Below are 17,979 nucleotides of genomic sequence, written 5' to 3'. Positions count from 1 at the left end.
TCCCTCTCTCCCGTCACGACCCGCCCCGGAGAAGTCCGCCCGTGACCCTGCAGATCGTCCACCGGCCCGCCCGCAGCACACGTCCCCCGGAACCCGTCCGGCCCCGGACGATCGAACCGCCGCCGAACCTGCCCGAGGGCAAGATCGGTAACGCGGCCACCGCGCTGCTGCCGATGGCCGGCGTCATGGGCTCCGTGATCATGATGACCGTGATCCGCAACAGCCGGTTCGCGGTGGTGGGCGCGGTCGTGCTGGTCTTCGCGCTGCTGGGCGCGGTGGCGCTGTTCCTGTCGCAACGGGGCAAGGCGCAGCGCACCCGGCGCACCCAGCGCGAGCGCTATCTGGAGTACCTGGAGGGACTGCGGGAGGAACTCGGCGCCGCGGAACGTCGGCTGCGGGACGCGGAGCGGGAGCTGAACCCGCCGCCCGACGCCCTGTACGACCTGGTCCGGGACCCCGCGCGGCTGTGGGAGCGGCGCCGCCGGGACGCCGACTTCCTGCGGGTGCGGGTCGGTCTCGGTGACGTCCCGGCCCGGGAGCCCGTGATCCAGCAGAGCGGCACGGGCGGGGTGCTGACGCCGCCGGACCCGTTCATGCTCAACGAGGCGCGGGCTCTGCAGCGCCGGTTCGCGACGGCCGCCGCCGTGCCCTTGACCGTGCCGTTGGACCGGGTGGGACATGTCAGTGTCGTGGGCGGCCGGGAGGACGTCCTGCGGGTCGCACGGGCCCTGCTGGTGCAGACGGCGGTGACGCACGCTCCGGACGACGTCGCGCTCGCCCTGGCCGTGCCCGGAGAGCGGCTCGCCGACTGGGAGTGGGCGAAGTGGCTGCCGCACGTGCTGGATCCGCGGGCGCACGACGGCCCGGTGGCCGCCCGCCGTATCGCGCCCGATGTCCGGCGGCTCGCCGAAGGGCTCCGGCACGAGCTGGGCCGGCGGTCCGCGTACGCGGCGGAGGTGCGGCGCGGTCTGGCGGACCGGACCGCGCTGCGGCTGGCGGGCCGGATGCTGGTGGTCGTCGACGCCCACGGCGAACCGGCCACGGAACTCCCCCTCCCGGACTCGGCGGTGGGGCTGGCGGACATGGGGGTCACCGTGGTGCACCTCCTCCAGGAGCAGGTGCACGAGCCGGACGAGGTGAGCGTGCGCCTCACCGTCCGGGGTGAGCGGGTCGTCGTGGAGGACCTGCGCGCCGCTGCCGCCGAGGAGGCGCGGGTGTCCGTCGCCGAGGGCACGGTGGACCCGGTCACGGTGGCCGGTGCCGAGGGCATGGCCCGGCTGCTGGCCCCGCTGCGGCTGTCGCCGGAGTCCGCCGCCGAGGGGAGCCCCGTCACCGGGCCGGTCGACTTCCCCGCGTTGCTCGGTGTCGCCGACCCCGCCGACCTCGACCTGCAGACCCTGTGGAAGCCCCGTGGCGAACGCGACTTCCTCCGCGTGCCGATCGGCCTCACGGACCGTCATGGGCCGGTCCTGCTCGACCTCAAGGAGTCCTCCCAGCTCGGCATGGGACCGCACGGTCTGTGCGTGGGAGCCACCGGCTCCGGCAAGAGCGAGCTGCTGCGCACCCTCGTCCTTGCCCTGGCCGCCACACACCCCCCGGAGCACCTGGCGCTCGTGCTGGTCGACTACAAGGGCGGCGCCACCTTCGCCCCCTTCTCCGGACTCCCGCACACCGCCGGGATGATCACCAACCTGGAGAACCAGGCAGGGCTCGTCGAGCGGGTCCACACCAGCCTCGCCGGTGAGGTCAAGCGCCGCCAGCAGGTCCTGAAGGACGCCGGCAACGTCGCCGACATCGGGCACTACGCGGTGCTGCGCGCCACGGAGCGGCCGGACCTCGAACCGCTCCCCCACCTGTTCGTCGTGATCGACGAGTTCGGCGAACTCCTCACCGTCAAGCCGGACTTCATCGACCTGTTCCTGTCCATCGGGCGCATCGGCCGGTCCATCGGCGTCCACCTGCTGCTGTCCAGCCAGCGCATCGAGGGCGGCAAGCTCAAGGGCCTGGACACCTACCTGTCGTACCGGCTGGGGCTGCGGACCTTCTCCGCCGACGAGTCCCGTACGGTTCTCGACACCACCGACGCCTTCCACCTGCCGCCGCTGCCCGGCTTCGGCTACCTGAAGGTCGACACCTCCACCTACGAGCGGTTCAAGGCCGGCTACGTCTCCGGCACCCACCGCGGTCCGGCGGCGCGAGAGCAGCGGGACGAGGAGCCGCTCGCCCTGCCCTACCCGGCGTACAACTCCGCGGAGCGGGACGAGGATACGGAGGAGGAACCCGCCGCCACCCGGCGGGAGACCGGCCCGACCGTCCTGTCCCTCATGGTCGGGGCGCTCGAGGGTGCGGCGCCCGCCGTGCGCCGCATCTGGCTGCCCCCGCTGCCGGACGCGGTGACCCTCGACGCGGCCGCCGGGCCGGTCCGGGTCTCCGAGCGCGGGCTGCACCTGGCGCGCGCCACCGGCGGGATGCGGGTGCCTCTAGGGGTGCTCGACGACCCGGCCCGGCAGTGGCAGGGACGGTGGGAGCTGGACCTGACCACGGCCGGCGGCCACGTGGCCGTGATCGGTGGCCCCCAGTCCGGCAAGACCACACTCCTGCGGACCCTCGTGCTGTCCCTGGCGGTCACCCACACCCCCCGTGACGTCGCCGTGTACGGGCTGGACCTGGTCGGCGGCGGCCTCTCCGCGCTGGCCGCCCTGCCCCACGTCGGCGGGATCGCCGGGCGGGCCGACCGGGAGCGAGCGGCCCGTACGGTGGCCGAGGTGCGCGCCATGCTCGACGAGCGCGAGGCGGTCTTCCGCGAGCACGGCATCGACTCCGTCGACCAACTCCGAGGGCTCCGCGCCCAGGGCCGGCTGCCGCAGCTCGGTTCCACCGACGTCGTGCTCGTCATCGACGGTTTCGGCGCGCTGCGCGACGACTTCGCCGACCTCGACGAGCCGGTCGCCGACCTGCTGAAGCGGGGCGGCGGCTACGGCATCCACGTGGTGGCGGGCATGCTGCGCTGGAACGACGTCCGCATCGCCACCCAGTCGCTCTTCGGCACCCGCGTCGAACTGCGTCTGAACGACCCCGCCGACTCGTCCGTCGACCGCAAGCTCTCCCAGACGCTCTCGCCCGACGTGCCCGGCCGGGTGCTGACCGACGGCAAGCTGTTCGCGCAGGCTGCCCTTCCCCGCCTCGACGGCTCACCCACGACCGGCGACCTGGGCCCGGCCCTGGACGAGGCGGCCCGGACCGTCCGCGCCACCTGGCCCGGCGAGCCCGCAGCCCCGGTGCGGGTGCTGCCGACCCGGCTCTGGGCGACCCGGCTGCCCGCACCGGCCGCCGAGCCGCGGCGGATCCCCCTCGGCCTCGACCAGGACGCCCTCGCCCCCGTGCTGCTCGACCTCTTCGGCGCCGACCAGCACCTGCTGGTCCTCGGTGACAACGAGTGCGGCAAGACGAACCTGCTGAAGCTGATCGTGGCCGGGCTCGTCGAACGGTACTCCGACGACGAGCTGGTCTTCGGCGTCTTCGACCCCCGCCGCGGCCTGCGCGGCGTCGTCCCCGAGCCCTACCGGGGCGGCTACGCCCACAACGCCACGCTCGCCGACGCCCTCTCCACGGGCATCGCCGCCGAACTCGACAAGCGCCTGCCCGAGACCGCCGACCCGGACGCGCCCGACACCGGCGAGCCCGCGTTCCGGGGTCCGCGCATCGTCATCCTCGTCGACGACTACGACATCCTGACCACCGCCGGACAGCAGCCCCTCGCGGCCTTCCTGCCGTACGTCTCCTCCGCGCAGGACATCGGACTGCACTTCGTCCTGGCGCGCCGCGTCGCCGGGGCCTCCCGCGCGTTGTACGAGCCGCTGCTGACCACCCTGCGTGAGACGGGCACCACCGCCCTGGTGATGACCGGAGACCGCACCGAGGGTCAGCTCTTCCCCGGCCTGTACGCCTCCGCGCAGCCACCCGGCCGCGGCACCCTGGTCCGCCGCGGCCGACGCCACCAGGTCGTCCAGACCGCGCTGGCCGGAGCGGAAGAGGAGGGAGCAGCGTCGTGACCAAGGACGTCATCGCCCTCACCCCGAAGATGCCGGACACCTGGGCCCTGCTGGCCGGCCTGTACGCGGGCGGCCCCGATGCGGCCGTCACCGCCGGGTCGGGGGGTGCCGTACTGCGGCTGTGCACGCCGGACGGCAGGCCCCTCGTGTCGGTGGAGGCCCCGCTGCTGGTCCAGGTCCCCGGGGAAGCCGAACGGCTCCTCGGGCGGGACGTGTCCGTGCCGTTCTGGTGGACCGAGGTCCGGGCCTCCGGCGCCGTGCCGGGCGCAGACCGCCTGGCCGGATCGGTGTGCGGGCGGCTCACGCTGCTGCTGGGCGGCAGCACCTGGCCCGAGCCGGTCGCGGGCACCGACGTCGTGGACGTACGCGCGACCGTCGCGCCGGACGACGGGCAGCCCGTCGTGGACGTCCTCACCGACACCACGTCCGTCGTGCTGGCCGACCGGCCCGTCCTGGCCCTGACGACCTGGCTCTCCGAAGTGCTGCGCGGCACGGCCGAAACGGGCCGGGCCCTGCAGATCGTCACCCCGCCGCACGTCCGGGTCAGTGCCCCGGCCCGCGCCACCCTCCTGCAGGTGCCGGGCCGCTGGGTCGTCCAGGACCCAGCACAGGGCTACTACGACGGGCTGTCCGGGGCGGTGCTGCGCTGGCGGGACGGCACGTTCACGCCGGCGCTCGGAGCGGACGGCACGGCCTCGGTCGCGGAGGCGTTCGGCCGGACGTCCCCTTCGAGTGAGCGTCAGCTCGTCGTGGCGTTCCGAACGACGCTTCCCGCGCATCAGGACATCGTCCTGGGTGAGGCGCTCGAAGCCGCCTGGCGCGCGCTCACCGGCTCGGCCCCGGCCGGCTGGGGCACCGCCGAACCCGTCAACCTGCCCTGGTCGCCGCGCCGGCTGACCGAACTGGCCCGGGACCGGGCCCCCGAGCCCACCCATCTGCTCGTGACGGGGCACCCGGACCGGCCCGCGCTGGCGTGGATCCGGGTGACGCGCACGACCGCCGGAGTCGAACAGGACGTGACGCTCACCCTCGGGTACGGCGAGCACGAGGAACCGCCGCTGGAGACGATTCCGTCCCTCGCCGGGACCCTCGTCGAGGAGCACGGCCTGACGACGATGCTGACGTCGGTGCGCCGGGCCCCCCGCGACCTCACCACGGCCCCCGTGCTCCAGGCACCGTCTGTCCCGGTCGCCTTCACCCTGGGCGCGCGCGACGTGCGGGGCATCGGACTCACCCATGCCCGTCGCCCGCCCGTCGGGGAACCGCCCGTCGCTCTCGGGCCCGCCTCCGCACCGGCCCTGCACTATTCGCTGGGGGACGGCGTCGACGCCGGCGCCCTGGGCACGCTGCACCGCCTTGCCGCGCATCTGCGGGCCGGTGCGGCGGGCGGGGAGACCTGAGGGGATCCGCCGTGCTACCCCATGTGTTCCGCGAACCGTGCCGCCGTCTCCGTCAGGTCCTCGTGGCCGTCGCGGGACCACAGGGTCCCGTTGAACAGCTCGACCTCGAACGGGCCGTGTAGCCGACCGCGTCCACGTGCCGCTGCCACGCCCGCAGGTCGATCGTGCCGTCGCCGAGCTGGACGCGGCCGGTGAGGGCGCCCTCGGGGAGGGGTGGTCCAGTCGGCGCGAGGAATGGCTCCGGCCACAGCACGGTGCCGTCGCAGCACGGTGCCGTCGCCGAGATCGAGCCCGCCCTGCTCGCGCAGGGCCAGGAGGGAGCGGACGAGGTGCTGGCGGTGGCCCATGCGGCCGGTCACACCGTTCATGGCGATACGCACGGTCCTGCGTGTCACGACGTTCCCTTCGTACGCGGTCCGCGCGCCGCGTGCGCCCCACCCCTCCCGCGCTGACCAGCTGACCACTGGGACGGACGTGGGCCGATGGACGTGGCAGCGAGCGCTTTCTGGGCGGGGAGAATCCTGCCGCCTCGCCGCCCCGGGGACAAGAGCGCCGCGAGCCCGGCTTGTTCGAGGGGGCGAACAACGCGGCGTATGGCCCTATCGTCTGGTCGCAGCCGGGGCCCGGGGGGCCTGGGGACCCGGTGGGGACGACGGCGTACGGCGGCGTACGACGAGGCGCACGAGGCGGAGGACGAGACATGACGGTGACCCTGGCGGACGTGGCGGCCCGTGCGCAGGTCTCCCCCGCGACGGTGTCGCGCGTACTGAACGGCAACTATCCGGTGGCCGCGTCCACCCGGGAACGCGTCCTCGAAGCGGTCGACGAACTCGATTACGTCCTCAACGGCCCGGCCAGCGCCCTGGCCGCCGCCACGTCCGACCTCGTCGGCATCCTCGTCCACGACATCGCCGACCCGTTCTTCGGGATCATGGCCGGCGCCGTCCAGGCCGAGATCGGCGGGCCGGGCGGCCGCGCGGGCGGGGAACGGCTCGCCATCGTCTGCACCACCGGCGGCTCCCCCGAGCGGGAGCTGACCTACCTCACGCTGCTCCAGCGGCAGCGGGCGGCGGCCGTCGTCCTGACCGGCGGCGCGAGCGAGGCCCCGGACCACGCGGCGGCGATGAACACGAAGCTGAGCAAGCTGGTGGCGGCGGGGACACGGGTGGTGCTGTGCGGGCGTCCGCCCGCGCCCGGCACGGGGGCGGTCGCGCTGCCCTTCGACAACCGCGGGGGTGCGCGGGAACTCACCGCGCACCTGCTCGGTCTCGGCCACCGCCGCCTCGGGTACCTCGCCGGGCCGCCCGAGCGCACCACCACGCGGGAGCGGCTGGAGGGCCACCGGGATGCACTGACCGCGCACGGGGTGGTGGAGGATCCGCGCTGGACGGTGCACGGGCAGTTCGACCGGCGGTCCGGGTACGAGGGGACGCTGGAACTGCTGCGGGCGGATCCGTCCCTGACCGCCGTCGTGGCCGCGAACGACTCCGTCGCGCTGGGGGCGTGTGCGGCGCTGCGGTCCTCCGGGCGGCGCATCCCGGAGGACGTGTCGGTCGCCGGGTTCGACGATCTGCCGTTCAGCGTCGATGCGGTGCCGGGGCTGACGACGGTGCGGTTGCCGTTGGCGGAGGCGGGGGGTTGGGCGGGGCGGATCGCCATGGGGCGGGGGGAAGAGGTGGACGGTGGGGTGGGGGTTGTGCGGGGGGAGTTGGTGGTGCGGGGGTCTGTGGGGCGGCCGCGGCCTGTGGGGGTGTCGGGGGTGCGCAGTTCCCCGCGCCCCTGAGATGCCGTGCGGGATCGTCGTGGGGTTTGCGCAGTTCCCCGCGCCCCTTGAGAGGTCGTGTGTTGTCTGCGGGGTGGTGGGGGTTTCTCGCGCAGTTCCCCGCGCCCCTGGGGGGAGCCCCCGGGTCCGGAGTGGGCCTGTGCGGGTCCGTCGTGGGATGTGCGCAGTTCCCCGCGCCCCTGACAGGAACCGTCGGCTTCCAGTGGGCCCCGTCGGGGCGGGCGTGGGGGTGTGGCGATGAGTTTGGGGGCTGGGTGTGGTCTGTAGGTTCGTCAGTCTTGGTTCTCGGTTGTGGGAGTGGGCGTCATGCGGATTGTCGTCACGGAGTTCATCAGTCTCGACGGTGTGTCCCAGGCTCCGGGTGGGCCTCAGGAGGACACCGACGGGGGGTTCGTGCACGGTGGGTGGTCGCACCCGTACTTCGACCCGGAGGTGCTCGGCGGGGCCTTCGACGCGGGGCTGCGGAAGGCGGACGCGTTGCTGTTCGGGCGCCGGACGTGGCAGACGATGGCGGCGGCGTGGCCGGAGCGCGCCGGTGATCCGTTCGCCGACCGGATGAACAGCCTGACCAAGTACGTCGTCTCGGGCACCCTCGGCGAGGCCGACCTCACGTGGAACAACTCCCGGCTGATCCCGGCCGGTGAGGCCCTCGCCCGGATCCGTGAGCTGCGGGCCACCGAGGGCGGCGACCTGGCGATGATGGGGAGCCCCACGCTGGTGCGGACCCTGCTGGGCGAGGACCTGGTGGACGAGCTCCAGCTGATCGTCATGCCGGTGATGCTCGGCGGCGGCAAGTCGGTCTTCCCCACCGACGGTGCGAAGCGGCCCTTCGAGCTGGTCTCCACCACGGCCGCGAAGACCGGCGCCCAGGTGTGCGTGTACCGGCCCGCGCAGGCACCCGCCGGGGGCTGACGGTCCGGGCGCGGCGGCTCGCGGGCGACACCGGGGTGTCAGGGAGGAGTTGCCGGCGGGGTCCGCGGGTAGGGTCCGTTGGCATGAAGCTGGCGTTCTCCACCCTCGGCGTCCCCGGCCTGCCCGTCACCGACGTGCTGGAGCTGGCGACCGCGCACGGCTATCACGGCGTCGAACTGCGCGCCCACCCGGAGGAACCGGTCCACCCGGGTCTCTCCCCGGCCGAACGGGCCGGTGTCGCCGCCGCGTTCAAGTCGGCCGGTGTCGAGGTCCTGAGCGCCGCCGGATACGTGCGGGTGGCGGCGCCCGGTGACGACGCCCCCGTGCTGGCCGAGATCCGTGCCCTGCTCGAACTGGCCCGTGACCTCGGCGCTCCCTACGTCCGCGTCTTCCCCGGCGGCACGCCCGGGCAGAGCGCGCAGGACGCCGACGCGACGGCCGCCCGCCGGCTCGGCACGGCCGCCGAGTACGCCGGTGACCTGGGGGTGCGGATCCTGCTGGAGACGCACGACTCGCACCGTACGGCGGCCGACGCGATGCGGATCCTGGGCCTGGTGGGGCACGGCAGGGTCGGGGCGCTCTGGGACGTGATGCACACCTGGCTCGGCGGTGAGCAGCCCGCGGACAGCTTCGCCGGCCTGTCCCCGCACCTCGGCTATGTGCAGGTCAAGGACATCGCCTCGGCCGACGACACCATCCCGCTGGCACTGGGCGAGGGCATTCTGCCGCTGGCCGACTGCGTGGAGGTCCTCTCCCGGCACGGCTGGGACGGCTGGCTGTGCTGGGAGTACGAGAAGCGGTGGTACCCGGACGTACCGGAGCTGAGCGGTCTGCTTGCTCCCGGGCGGGAGCATCTGGCCCGGCTGCTGAACGAATCGGCGTGACCGTGCGGGGGATGCCGGTCGCCGTCTGACCTGCTGGACGACGGGGCGGCCGGACCGGGCTCCAGGCCGTCACATCAGCCCCTCGCTTCGGGCCGTCGCATCAGCCCCTCACTCCGCGCGTTGCGGTGCCGGCTCGTTGCCGTGGATCAGGCGGTCGGCCGCCGCCACGAAGGAGCGGACGCGTGCGGTGTGGCGGGCGGCCGGCCAGACCAGGGCCCATTCGAGGGCCGGCGCGTCGCTGATGGGGAGGTAGGCGATGTCGGGGCGTGGGTAGTACCGGCGGGTGTGGGCGCCCGCGGGAAGGGCGCCCTGGCCTGCGCCGACGAGGGTGAGGGCCTCCTGGAGCGTCTCCGCCGACGGCCCCTCGGCGACGACGGAAAACGCGTCGGCCCGGTGGCGCGGGAGGAGACTCGTGTGGCCCGGGAGTCGTACCAGGGGGACGCGGGCCAGGTCGGCGGCCCGGACGCGCTGTCCGCGGGTGAAGGGGTGGTCCGAGGGGACCGCCAGGACCTGCGCCTCGCGTATCAGGACCGAGCCGTGGGCCAGCCCGGGGTCGTCGACGGGCAGGGTCGTCAGTCCGAGGTCGCTCTCCCCCGCGTGGATGCGCGCCGGCATGTGGTGGGCCTGCGTCTCCTGGATGCGCACCTCGCATTCGGGTGCCTGTTCGCGGAAGAGCTGTGCGGCGCCGGCCAGGAGCTGCGCGGCGGCGGCGCTGACGAAGTCGACGCGCAGCACACCGGTCAGACCGCGTCCCGTCTCGGTCGCGCGGTGCACCGCGGCTCCCAGTGCGTCCCAGGCGGGGCGGAGCTCGTCGTGCAGTTGCCTGCCCACCGCGGTGAGGGAGACGTGCCGGCTGGTGCGGTGGAACAGCGGCACCCCCACGCGGCGCTCCAGTTTCCGGATGGTCTGACTGACGCGGGCGGTCGACACGTGCAACGCCGCCGCGGTGCGGCCGAAGTGCAGTTCCTCCGCCAGGGTCAGGAACGCCTCCGCCTCGTGCCGCTCGATCACTCGTTCCCCCATCGTGAAGCCCGGCTTCACGATCATTGCTCAGACGGGCGTTGGTCGCCTGTCCTTTCCCCGGCAGAGTGGGTGACGTCCGACACCACGTCAGCCGCACGAAGAGGGGCCCGACATGACCACTTCCGCCGACTCGCACGCCGGCTCCGGCCGCCGGGACGCCGCTGCGCCGTTCCGGCCGCTGCTGACCCGCGGCGCGCAGGCCGAGACCTGCGCCGACCCGAGCAGCGTGATGACGCTGCTCGCCGACTCGGACACCACGGCCGACGGCTTCACCGCCTACCGGTCCACGTTCGCCGAGGGGGCCGTGGGGGCGCCGGCGCACTTCCACACCAGGGCGACCGAACTGTTCTTCGTCATCAGCGGATCCCTGCGGGTGCTGGTGGACGAGGAGGTCACCGTCCTGGATGCGGGCGACTTCCTGGCGGTGCCGCCCCGCACCCCGCACGCGTTCGCCGCGGCACCCGGGTGTGAGGCCGACGTCCTGTTCGTGTTCACGCCGGGCATGGGCCGCTTCGACTACCTGCGGCTGCTCGGCCGGGTGATGCGCGGTGAGGCGGACGGCAAGGAGATCGCCGAGTCCGCGGAGCGGTTCGACAACCACTACGTCGACAGCCCCGTCTGGCGCGCCGCCCTGGAGGCGTAGGGGTGAGGGCCGCGGCGGCCGCCCGCCCCCGTGAGGCCGCCCGCTCCCGCAAGGCGGGCGGTCCCCGCGAGGCGGCGGTCCCCGCGAGGCGGGCGGCCCCCGCAAGGCAGCAGGCCCGCGCTCCCCGCCCTCAGCCGCCGACCGGGGAGCCCTCGGCCCGGGCCTCCCCGGGGGTCACGGGCCGGGTGGCCGACGCCGTCGGCGGGTGGCGCCGGGTCACCGTGGCCAGTGCGACGCCGCCCACCAGCAGCACGCCCGCGCACCACCGCAGCGGGGTCATCGACTCGCCGAGGAACAGGGCGGCCGACGACATCCCGAAGACCGGTACCAGCAGGGAGAACGGCGCGACCGTGGAGGCCGGGTGACGGCGCAGCAGCCAGCCCCAGGCGCCGAAGCCGAGCACGGTGGCGACCCAGGCGACGAACAGCACGGTGCCCGCGCCCTGCCAGTCGAGGCCGGCCAGTGCGTCCCGGTCCCGCCGGGGGCCCTCCAGGAGGAGTGACAGGGCCAGCAGCGGCAGGACCGGCACGGTGCTCACCCACACCATGAAGTTGAGGGCGTCCGGGGGCGCCGCCCTGCGGGTGAGGATGTTCGAGACGCCCCAGCAGCCGGCCGCCGCGACGACCAGGGCGAAGCCGGTGAGCGGCCCGGAGGTGCCCTCGTCGACCGCTGCGACGCCGATGCCCGCGAGGGCCACCGCCATGCCGGCCAAACGCCTGGCGGAGGGACGTTCGCCGAGCAGGGCGAAGGCGAACAGGGCGGTGAACACCGCCTGGATCTGGAGCACCAGGGAGGACAGCCCGCCCGGCATGCCCGCGTCCATGCCGACGAAGAGCAGCCCGAACTTGGCGACCCCGAGCGTCAGGCCCACGCCGACGATCCATCTCCAGGCCACCGTGGGGCGTCCCACCAGGAACACCGCGGGGAGCGCCGCCACGAGGAAGCGCAAGGCGGAGAACAGCAGGGGCGGGAAGTGGTCGAGGCCGACCTCGATGACGGTGAAGTTGACGCCCCAGACGGCGGCGACGAGGACGGCGAGCAGGAGGTGGGAGGGTCGCATGGATCGAGGATCGCCGCACCGCACACTTCAGCACCAGCGAAGGTTTCTGCATGGTTGGATGAAGCATCGCTAACCGATCGGAGGGCTGTGATGCTCGACCTCCAGCGGCTGCGCGCCCTGCACGCGGTCTCCGTCCACGGCACCGTCGGGGCCGCCGCCGTGGCCCTCGGCTACACCTCCTCCGCCGTCTCGCAGCAGATCGCGAAGCTGGAGCGGGAGACCCGGACCGTACTCCTGGAACGCCAGGGACGCGGGGTGCGGCTCACCGACGAGGCACGTCAACTCGTCGCGACCGCACAGGAGTTGATGGCGATCGTGGAGCGGGCGGAGACCGAGCTGGAGGAACGGCGGGGGCGGCCGTCGGGGCGGCTGACCATCGCCGCCTTCGCGTCGGCGGCGCGCGGGCTGATGCCGTCTGTGCTGGCGGACCTGGCCCGGCGGCACCCCGCGCTCGACACCCGGCTCACGGAGATCGACCCGCACCTGTCCGTGGACCTGGTGGCCCGCGGTGCCGTGGATCTCGTGGTGGCACACGACTGGGACATCGCGCCGCTGCCCGCCCCGGCGGGAGTGGAGCAGGCGGTGATCGGTGACGACCTGTGCGATCTGCTCGTGCCCCGCGGCCACCCCTTCGCCGCCCGGAGCGCGGTGCGGCGGGAGGAGCTGGGCGGGGAGCGGTGGATCTGCCCGCCGCCGGGGCGGGTCTGCCACGAGTGGCTGGTGCGCACCCTGCGGGCCGACGGGCACGAGCCGGACATCGTGCACCAGGCCGACGAGAACCCGACCCTGGTGGCCCTGGTGGCGGCCGGGCTCGGCATCGCGCTGATCCCCCGGCTGGGCCGCGGCCCGCTGCCCGAGGAGGTGGTCGAGGTGCCGCTCGACCCGCTGCCCGCCCGCCGCCTGTACGCCCTGTGGCGCTCGGGTGCGGCGCGGCGGCCGGCGATCGCGGAGACGGTGCGGGCGCTGCGGGAGCACTGGCCCAGGGTGTCGGCGCACGCGCCCCGCTGAACCCACGCGGCCCGCCCGCCCCGATTCCGGGGAATTCCTCCCGGCTTCGGAACCTGCCGGCCGCGCCGTCCGTCCCATGGGCAGGCTGCCGGGCACGTCTGGCGTGGCACGGTGTCGGCCCTCGCTGCTGGCTGCGATCGCTGACCCACCCTCTCCGCCGTGCCGCGGCCGGCAGCACGCCGTCATCGGCGCGCCCCCTCCGACTGCGCCGATGGCGGCCCCTCGTTGGTTACTGTGCTCTCCCTTGACTGGCAGAAACTTCCCGGATATTGGTGACCCCCTGGAAGTTTCCTTCAGCGGATCCCCGCGGATCACCTCCGGAAGGAGCGCACGTGCCCGACAGCAGCACGGCAAGCACGGGAAGCACGGGAACTACGGGAACTACGGGAAGTACCGCACGGCCGTCCAGACGCACCGTCCTCGCCGCGACGGCGGGGGTCGGCACCGCCCTCGCCGCCGGGGGTGCCGCACACGCGGTCCCCGGCCGCTCCGCCGCCGAGGAACGCAGGCTGCGTGCCCTCGTCTCGCGCATGACGCTTCAGGAGAAGGTCGGCCAGCTCTTCGTGATGCGGGTCTACGGCCACTCCGCGACCGAGCCCGACCAGGCCGACATCGACGCCAACCTCGAGGAGATCGGCGTCCGCACCGCCGCCGAACTGCTCGAGCGGTACCGGGTCGGCGGCATCATCTACTTCGCCTGGGCGCACAACACCCGCGACCCGCACCAGATCGCGGACCTGTCCAACGGCATCCAGAAGGCGTCCCTGGGCCTGCCGCGCGGCCTGCCGGTGCTCGTCTCCACCGACCAGGAGCACGGCATCGTCGCCCGGGTGGGCGAGCCGGCCACCCTCTTCCCGGGGGCGATGGCCGTCGGGGCGGGCGGCTCCCGCTCCGACGCCCGCACCCTCGGCCGGATCGCCGGACGCGAGCTGCGCGCCCTGGGCATCCGCCAGGACTACGCCCCGGTGGCCGACGTGAACGTCAACCCGGCCAACCCGGTCATCGGCGTGCGGTCCTTCGGCTCCTCACCCGACGCGGTGGCGCGGCTGGTGGCCGCCGAGGTGTCCGGGTACCAGCACTCGGGGGTGGCGGCGACCGCCAAGCACTTCCCCGGGCACGGCGACACCGTCGACGACAGCCACGCCAAGCTGCCCTACATCCACCACACACTGGAGGAGTGGGAGCGGCTCGACGCCCCGCCGTTCCGGGCCGCGATCGCCGCGGGCATCGACTCGATCATGACCGCGCACATCGTCGTCCCCGCACTCGACCCCGCCGAGGACCCCGCCACCCTCTCCCGCCCGATCCTCACCGGCATCCTGCGGGAGGAACTGGGCTACGACGGGGTCGTGGTGACCGACTCCCTCGGCATGGAGGGCGTCCGCACGAAGTACGGCGACGACCGGGTGCCGGTGCTCGCCCTGAAGGCGGGCGTGGACCAGCTGCTCAACCCGCCGGACCTGGACCTCGCCTGGAACGCCGTGCTGCAGGCCGTGCGGGACGGCGAACTCACCGAGGAACGCCTCGACGAATCGATCCTGCGCATCCTGCGGCTGAAGACGAAGCTGGGCCTGTTCAAGGACCCCTTCGTCTCCCACAGCGGCGTGGACCGCACCGTCGGCACGCGGGCGCACCTCGCCGCCGCCGACCGGATCGCCGAGCGGACCACCACCCTGCTGGTCAACGAGGGCGGGCTGCTGCCGCTGTCCCGGCGCAGGCACCCGAAGTTGCTGGTCGTCGGCGCCGACCCGGCCTCCCCGTCCGGCACGACGGGACCGCCGACCGGGGTGCTCGCGGACACGCTGACCGAGCTCGGCTTCACGGCCACCGCGCTGTCCACCGGGACGGCACCCTCGGCGGCCGCCATCGACCGGGCCGTCGCCGCGGCCGGGGACGCGGACGCGGTGGTCGTCGGCACGTACAACGTGTCGGCGGGCAGCAGCCAGCGGACGCTCGTGGAGCGGCTGCTGGCCACCGGGCGGCCGGTGGTCGCGGTCGCGATCCGCAACCCCTACGACGTGGCCCACCTGCCGGACGTGCCGGCGTATCTGGCCGCCTACTCCTGGACGGACGTCGAACTGCGGGCCGCGGCCCGGGTCGTCGCCGGCCGGGTGAAACCCCGCGGGACGCTGCCCGTGCCGGTGCAGCGGGCGGACGACCCTGCGACGGTGCTGTACCCGGTCGGGCACGGGCTGAGGTACTGACGCGCGCTCCGGCCCGGCACCCCGGGGAGCGGCGCCGGGCCGGGTGCTCAGCGGAGTAGCGCATCGGGCGTAGGCCCCCTACGCCGACGATGCGGCGCACTTCCCCCCATATGCGCAAAGCACCCCAGTTGTCTGGCGTGGCCCGGCGCGGCGGGTCACGCTGGACCGGGGTGTTCGGGGGGATGACGATGCACGTGAGAAGTTCTCTGGCCGGGGTGTGCGCGCTGGCGGCGCTCGGCGCGGCGCTGCTGGCCGGCTGCCAGAACCCGCCGGGCGGCGGGGAGGCGGACCGTCCCGGCGAGCCGCACACCGCGACGACCTCGCCGGGGCCGGCCCGCACGTCCGGGTACGGGGCGGTGTTCCTCGCGGTCGACGAGTGCAGCTCCTTCGGGCGCACCAGCTTCACCGAGGTGCCCTGCACGGGCGAACGCGCCGCGGCCCGGGTGGTCGCCCGCCACGACGGCACCGTCCGCGACGGGCCGCGCTGCCCCGGCACGACCGACTTCGTGCTGCACATCAGCGAGCAGCGGCCCGCCGCCGACGAGGACGGCGACGGGGCCGTGCCGCAGGGCTACGCCTGCATGCGCAACCTCCAGCCGCCGCACCCCGGCGACCCGGGCGGCGGGGGCGGGCCGCGCACCATCGTCGGCGACTGCGTCTACGACCTGGGCGACGGCAAGGTCCGCGAGACCCGCTGCGACGGCGAGGGCGAGCACGCCCCGCAGTACAGGGTGACGAAGGCCGTGGACACCCGGTCGAAGTGCCCGGCGTCCACGGCCCTCTACGTCCGGCTCGGCGGCACCTCACCGGTGGGCTGCGCCCGCCCGGTGTAGGTCCGTGCCGGTCCGGTGCACGTCCGCGCCGGTCCGGTGCACGTCCGCGCCGATCCGGTGCACGTCCGCGCCGATCCGGTGCACGTCCGCGCCGATCCGGTGCACGTCCGCGCCGATCCGGTGCACGTCCGCGCCGGTCCGGTGCACGTCCGCGCCGGTCCGGTGTAGGTCCGCGCCGGTCCGGCTACGGACGCAGGGTCCGCTCCTGCTCGATGTCCCGCTTGTCTAGGCCGGCGTGGAACGCGGCCAGCGGCTCGGCCGCCGCCGGGTCCTTGCGCACCGCGCTCGGCGTGACGTCGGCCCAGTCGAGGATGCGGGCCGTGGCGAGGGCCCGCTCCTTGTCCTTCAGCCCGGCCACGTTCGCGCCGTGGTTCATGCCGGGCGCCGTCATCACGTAGGAGTCCCGTGCGCCGCGTCCCAGCCGGAACGGCTCGGCACCCCACGGGTCGTTCTCGCCGTAGACGAACAGCATGTTGCGGGCGTTGTGGCGCACCCAGGTGTCGATGTCGCGCATCGCCTGCGGCTGGAACCGCATCGGGATGGAGCGGGGCACGAAGTTGCGCGGCGGCTGGTAGCCGTAGCGGATGTACTTCTTCTCGATGTGCGGGAAGTGGATGGTGGGCGCGCCCAGCTGTGTGCCGGCCTGGTAGTAGTACGGCGTGTAGGGGCTGAGGCCCTGGTCGGTGTAGAACGAGAACCCGGAGATCGTGTCGACGGACGTCCAGATCTCGTCGTCGGTGGCGTTCTTGGCGTCCGCGGGGATCTGCTCGCAGTCCTTCACGGTGCTGTACTGCCAGAAGCCCCACACGTAGTCGAGGACGACGGCCTCGTAGGCCCGGTCCAGGCTGCCGATGGTGTCGAAGGTGTAGCCGTTCTCGGCGGCGAGGGCGCGGTACTTCTGCTGCAGCGGGGCCCGGCGGACCAGCGCCTCGCGCTGCACGCCGTTCAGCCGGTCGCGGCACTCCTTGGTGCCCACCGTGCGGAAGAACCGGTCGTAGGCCGAATCCTCCTTGTTCACCACGTCGTTGGGGGCGACGTAGGCGACCACGCCGTCCATGTCGCTCGGGTAGAAGCGCTCGTAGTAGGTGGCGGTCATGCCGCCCTTGGAGCCGCCGGTGGAGATCCAGTTCTTGCGGTAGATCTTCTTCAGCGCCGTGAAGATGCGGTGCTGGTCGCTGGCGGCCTGCCAGATGTCCAGCTTGGACCAGTCGGCCGGGTCGGGCCGGGACGGGGTGAAGAAGCGGTACTCCATGGAGACCTGGTTGCCGTCCACGATCTGGGCCGGCTCGCTGCGGCGGGGCGTGGTGGAGACGTTGTACCCGCCGGTGTGGAAGACGGTCGGCCGCGCGGTGTCCTTGTGCAGCACGGTGATGCGCTGCTGGAAGGTGCCCTTGCCGGGCCTGCGGTGGTCGACCGGCTGGGTGTAGTTCAGGACGAAGAAGCGGTACCCGGCGTACGGCTTCTCCTCGATCAGGCTCATGCCCGGGATGGACAGCAGCCGTTCCTCGATGTCGGTGACGCCGTCGGCCTCCGGCTCGGCGGCGGTGGCCGCGCTCGCCGCGCTCACCGTGCCTATGAGCATCGTGAGCGTCAGCAGCCATCTGAGCGCTTTGCGCATGCGCACTCCCCTGTGTGACAGATGTGCGCCGGAAGCTAGCGGACCAACTCCCCACAGCACCAGGGGACATAGGGAAAACCCTCCGTGCGCGAGGGGGGGCGCGTCCGCGCGGGCGGCGGGTTCAGCCTCCGCGTGGGCCGGGGATCAGCACAGGATCCAGCCGGAGTCGGCCGAGCCGCCGCCGACCCGGCCCTTCACCCACACGCAGCGCTGCCCGGCGTGCACGGTGACCGGGCCGGCGTGCCGGCGGAAGAGCCCCTTGTCGACGACCGGCCGGCCGCCGCGCGCCCGGATGCTGACCGACATCGTCCGCCGCTTGCCGGCCTTCTTGGCGACGGTGACAGCGCACAGGTAGCCGCCGCGCTTGTACACGACGACCGCGCCGGTGGAGAACGTCACGGTGCGGGCCTTGCGCCCCGGGCAGGGCGCCGCCGCCAGGGCGTCACCGGGCACGGCGACGACGAGCAGCCCCGCGGCGGTCAACAGGGCGAGGCAGAGCGCGAGTCGCCGGCGTATCGGTCCACTGTCCACAGTCGTTCCTCCCCGTACCGCGCCTGCC

General features: G+C 73.8%; 14 protein-coding genes and 1 pseudogene. 9 read left to right on the top strand and 6 right to left on the bottom strand.

Features of this window, described 5'->3' with window-relative positions:
* The first annotated feature begins 41 nt into the window (after positions 1 to 41).
* A complete protein-coding gene (gene eccCa, locus ACIRPP_RS20425) occupies positions 42 to 4,052 on the top strand; it encodes a type VII secretion protein EccCa (RefSeq protein ID WP_403644578.1) in 4,011 nt (1,336 codons plus the stop codon).
* Positions 4,049 to 5,452 carry a DUF6177 family protein gene (locus tag ACIRPP_RS20420; RefSeq protein WP_403644575.1) on the top strand — a complete coding sequence of 468 codons (1,404 nt, stop codon included), beginning with the start codon at positions 4,049 to 4,051 and terminating at the stop codon, positions 5,450 to 5,452. Before eccCa ends, ACIRPP_RS20420 begins: the two co-directional genes overlap by 4 nt.
* 263 nt (positions 5,453 to 5,715) lie before the next feature.
* On the opposite strand, the pseudogene ACIRPP_RS20415 reads toward ACIRPP_RS20420, so the two are convergent.
* Positions 5,716 to 5,847 (bottom strand): annotated as a pseudogene (locus ACIRPP_RS20415) (gfo/Idh/MocA family oxidoreductase); the annotation flags it as partial.
* Between the two features lie 305 nt (positions 5,848 to 6,152).
* On the opposite strand from ACIRPP_RS20415, the gene ACIRPP_RS20410 reads away from it, so the two are divergent.
* From ACIRPP_RS20410 to ACIRPP_RS20400, 3 genes are all read left to right on the top strand, one after another.
* Entirely contained in the window at positions 6,153 to 7,235 is a 1,083-nt protein-coding gene (locus ACIRPP_RS20410; RefSeq protein ID WP_403644572.1) for a LacI family DNA-binding transcriptional regulator, read from the top strand.
* Positions 7,236 to 7,541: 306 nt separating this feature from the next.
* Positions 7,542 to 8,147, top strand: coding sequence for a dihydrofolate reductase family protein (locus ACIRPP_RS20405; protein WP_403644569.1), 606 nt, complete (start codon positions 7,542 to 7,544; stop codon positions 8,145 to 8,147).
* An 83-nt stretch (positions 8,148 to 8,230) separates the two neighbouring features.
* A complete protein-coding gene (locus tag ACIRPP_RS20400; protein ID WP_403644566.1) occupies positions 8,231 to 9,031 on the top strand; it encodes a sugar phosphate isomerase/epimerase family protein in 801 nt (266 codons plus the stop codon).
* Positions 9,032 to 9,139: 108 nt separating this feature from the next.
* Here ACIRPP_RS20400 and ACIRPP_RS20395 read toward each other — a convergent pair whose 3' ends face one another.
* Positions 9,140 to 10,078 (bottom strand): LysR family transcriptional regulator, encoded by a 939-nt coding sequence (locus tag ACIRPP_RS20395; RefSeq protein WP_403644564.1) that lies wholly within the window; start codon positions 10,076 to 10,078, stop codon positions 9,140 to 9,142.
* An 88-nt stretch (positions 10,079 to 10,166) separates the two neighbouring features.
* Between ACIRPP_RS20395 and ACIRPP_RS20390 the strand changes: the two genes are divergently transcribed.
* Positions 10,167 to 10,697 (top strand): cupin domain-containing protein, encoded by a 531-nt coding sequence (locus ACIRPP_RS20390; RefSeq protein ID WP_403644561.1) that lies wholly within the window; start codon positions 10,167 to 10,169, stop codon positions 10,695 to 10,697.
* Positions 10,698 to 10,827: 130 nt separating this feature from the next.
* Here ACIRPP_RS20390 and ACIRPP_RS20385 read toward each other — a convergent pair whose 3' ends face one another.
* The gene (locus tag ACIRPP_RS20385; RefSeq protein ID WP_403644558.1) at positions 10,828 to 11,757 is read right to left on the bottom strand and encodes an EamA family transporter; all 930 of its coding nucleotides are present in this window, start codon (positions 11,755 to 11,757) and stop codon (positions 10,828 to 10,830) included.
* 90 nt (positions 11,758 to 11,847) lie between these two features.
* Here ACIRPP_RS20385 and ACIRPP_RS20380 point away from each other — a divergent pair, with 90 nt between their 5' ends.
* From ACIRPP_RS20380 to ACIRPP_RS20370, 3 genes are all read left to right on the top strand, one after another.
* Positions 11,848 to 12,765, top strand: a complete 918-nt coding sequence (locus tag ACIRPP_RS20380) for a LysR family transcriptional regulator (RefSeq protein WP_403644556.1) — start codon at positions 11,848 to 11,850, stop codon at positions 12,763 to 12,765.
* Between the two features lie 332 nt (positions 12,766 to 13,097).
* Complete coding sequence (locus tag ACIRPP_RS20375) at positions 13,098 to 14,969, top strand: glycoside hydrolase family 3 protein (protein WP_403644553.1); 1,872 nt, start codon at positions 13,098 to 13,100, stop codon at positions 14,967 to 14,969.
* 188 nt (positions 14,970 to 15,157) lie between these two features.
* Positions 15,158 to 15,802 carry a hypothetical protein gene (locus ACIRPP_RS20370; protein ID WP_403644646.1) on the top strand — a complete coding sequence of 215 codons (645 nt, stop codon included), beginning with the start codon at positions 15,158 to 15,160 and terminating at the stop codon, positions 15,800 to 15,802.
* On the opposite strand, the gene ACIRPP_RS20365 is transcribed toward ACIRPP_RS20370, so the two are convergent.
* From ACIRPP_RS20365 to ACIRPP_RS20355, 3 genes are all read right to left on the bottom strand, one after another.
* On the bottom strand, positions 15,773 to 15,949 hold the full coding sequence (locus ACIRPP_RS20365; RefSeq protein ID WP_403644550.1) for a hypothetical protein: 177 nt from the start codon (positions 15,947 to 15,949) through the stop codon (positions 15,773 to 15,775). The two genes, ACIRPP_RS20370 and ACIRPP_RS20365, sit on opposite strands and share 30 nt — an antisense overlap.
* A 37-nt stretch (positions 15,950 to 15,986) precedes the next feature.
* Positions 15,987 to 17,420 (bottom strand): S28 family serine protease, encoded by a 1,434-nt coding sequence (locus ACIRPP_RS20360; RefSeq protein ID WP_403644547.1) that lies wholly within the window; start codon positions 17,418 to 17,420, stop codon positions 15,987 to 15,989.
* A gap of 144 nt (positions 17,421 to 17,564) precedes the next feature.
* Positions 17,565 to 17,951: a hypothetical protein gene (locus ACIRPP_RS20355; RefSeq protein WP_403644544.1), complete on the bottom strand. Its 387-nt coding sequence runs from the start codon at positions 17,949 to 17,951 to the stop codon at positions 17,565 to 17,567.
* Positions 17,952 to 17,979: the final 28 nt, after the last annotated feature.

The sequence above is a fragment of the Streptomyces sp. NPDC101219 genome, assembly GCF_044767675.1.
Taxonomy (GTDB): domain Bacteria; phylum Actinomycetota; class Actinomycetes; order Streptomycetales; family Streptomycetaceae; genus Streptomyces.
This window is presented reverse-complemented; position numbering and strand designations above follow the sequence as displayed.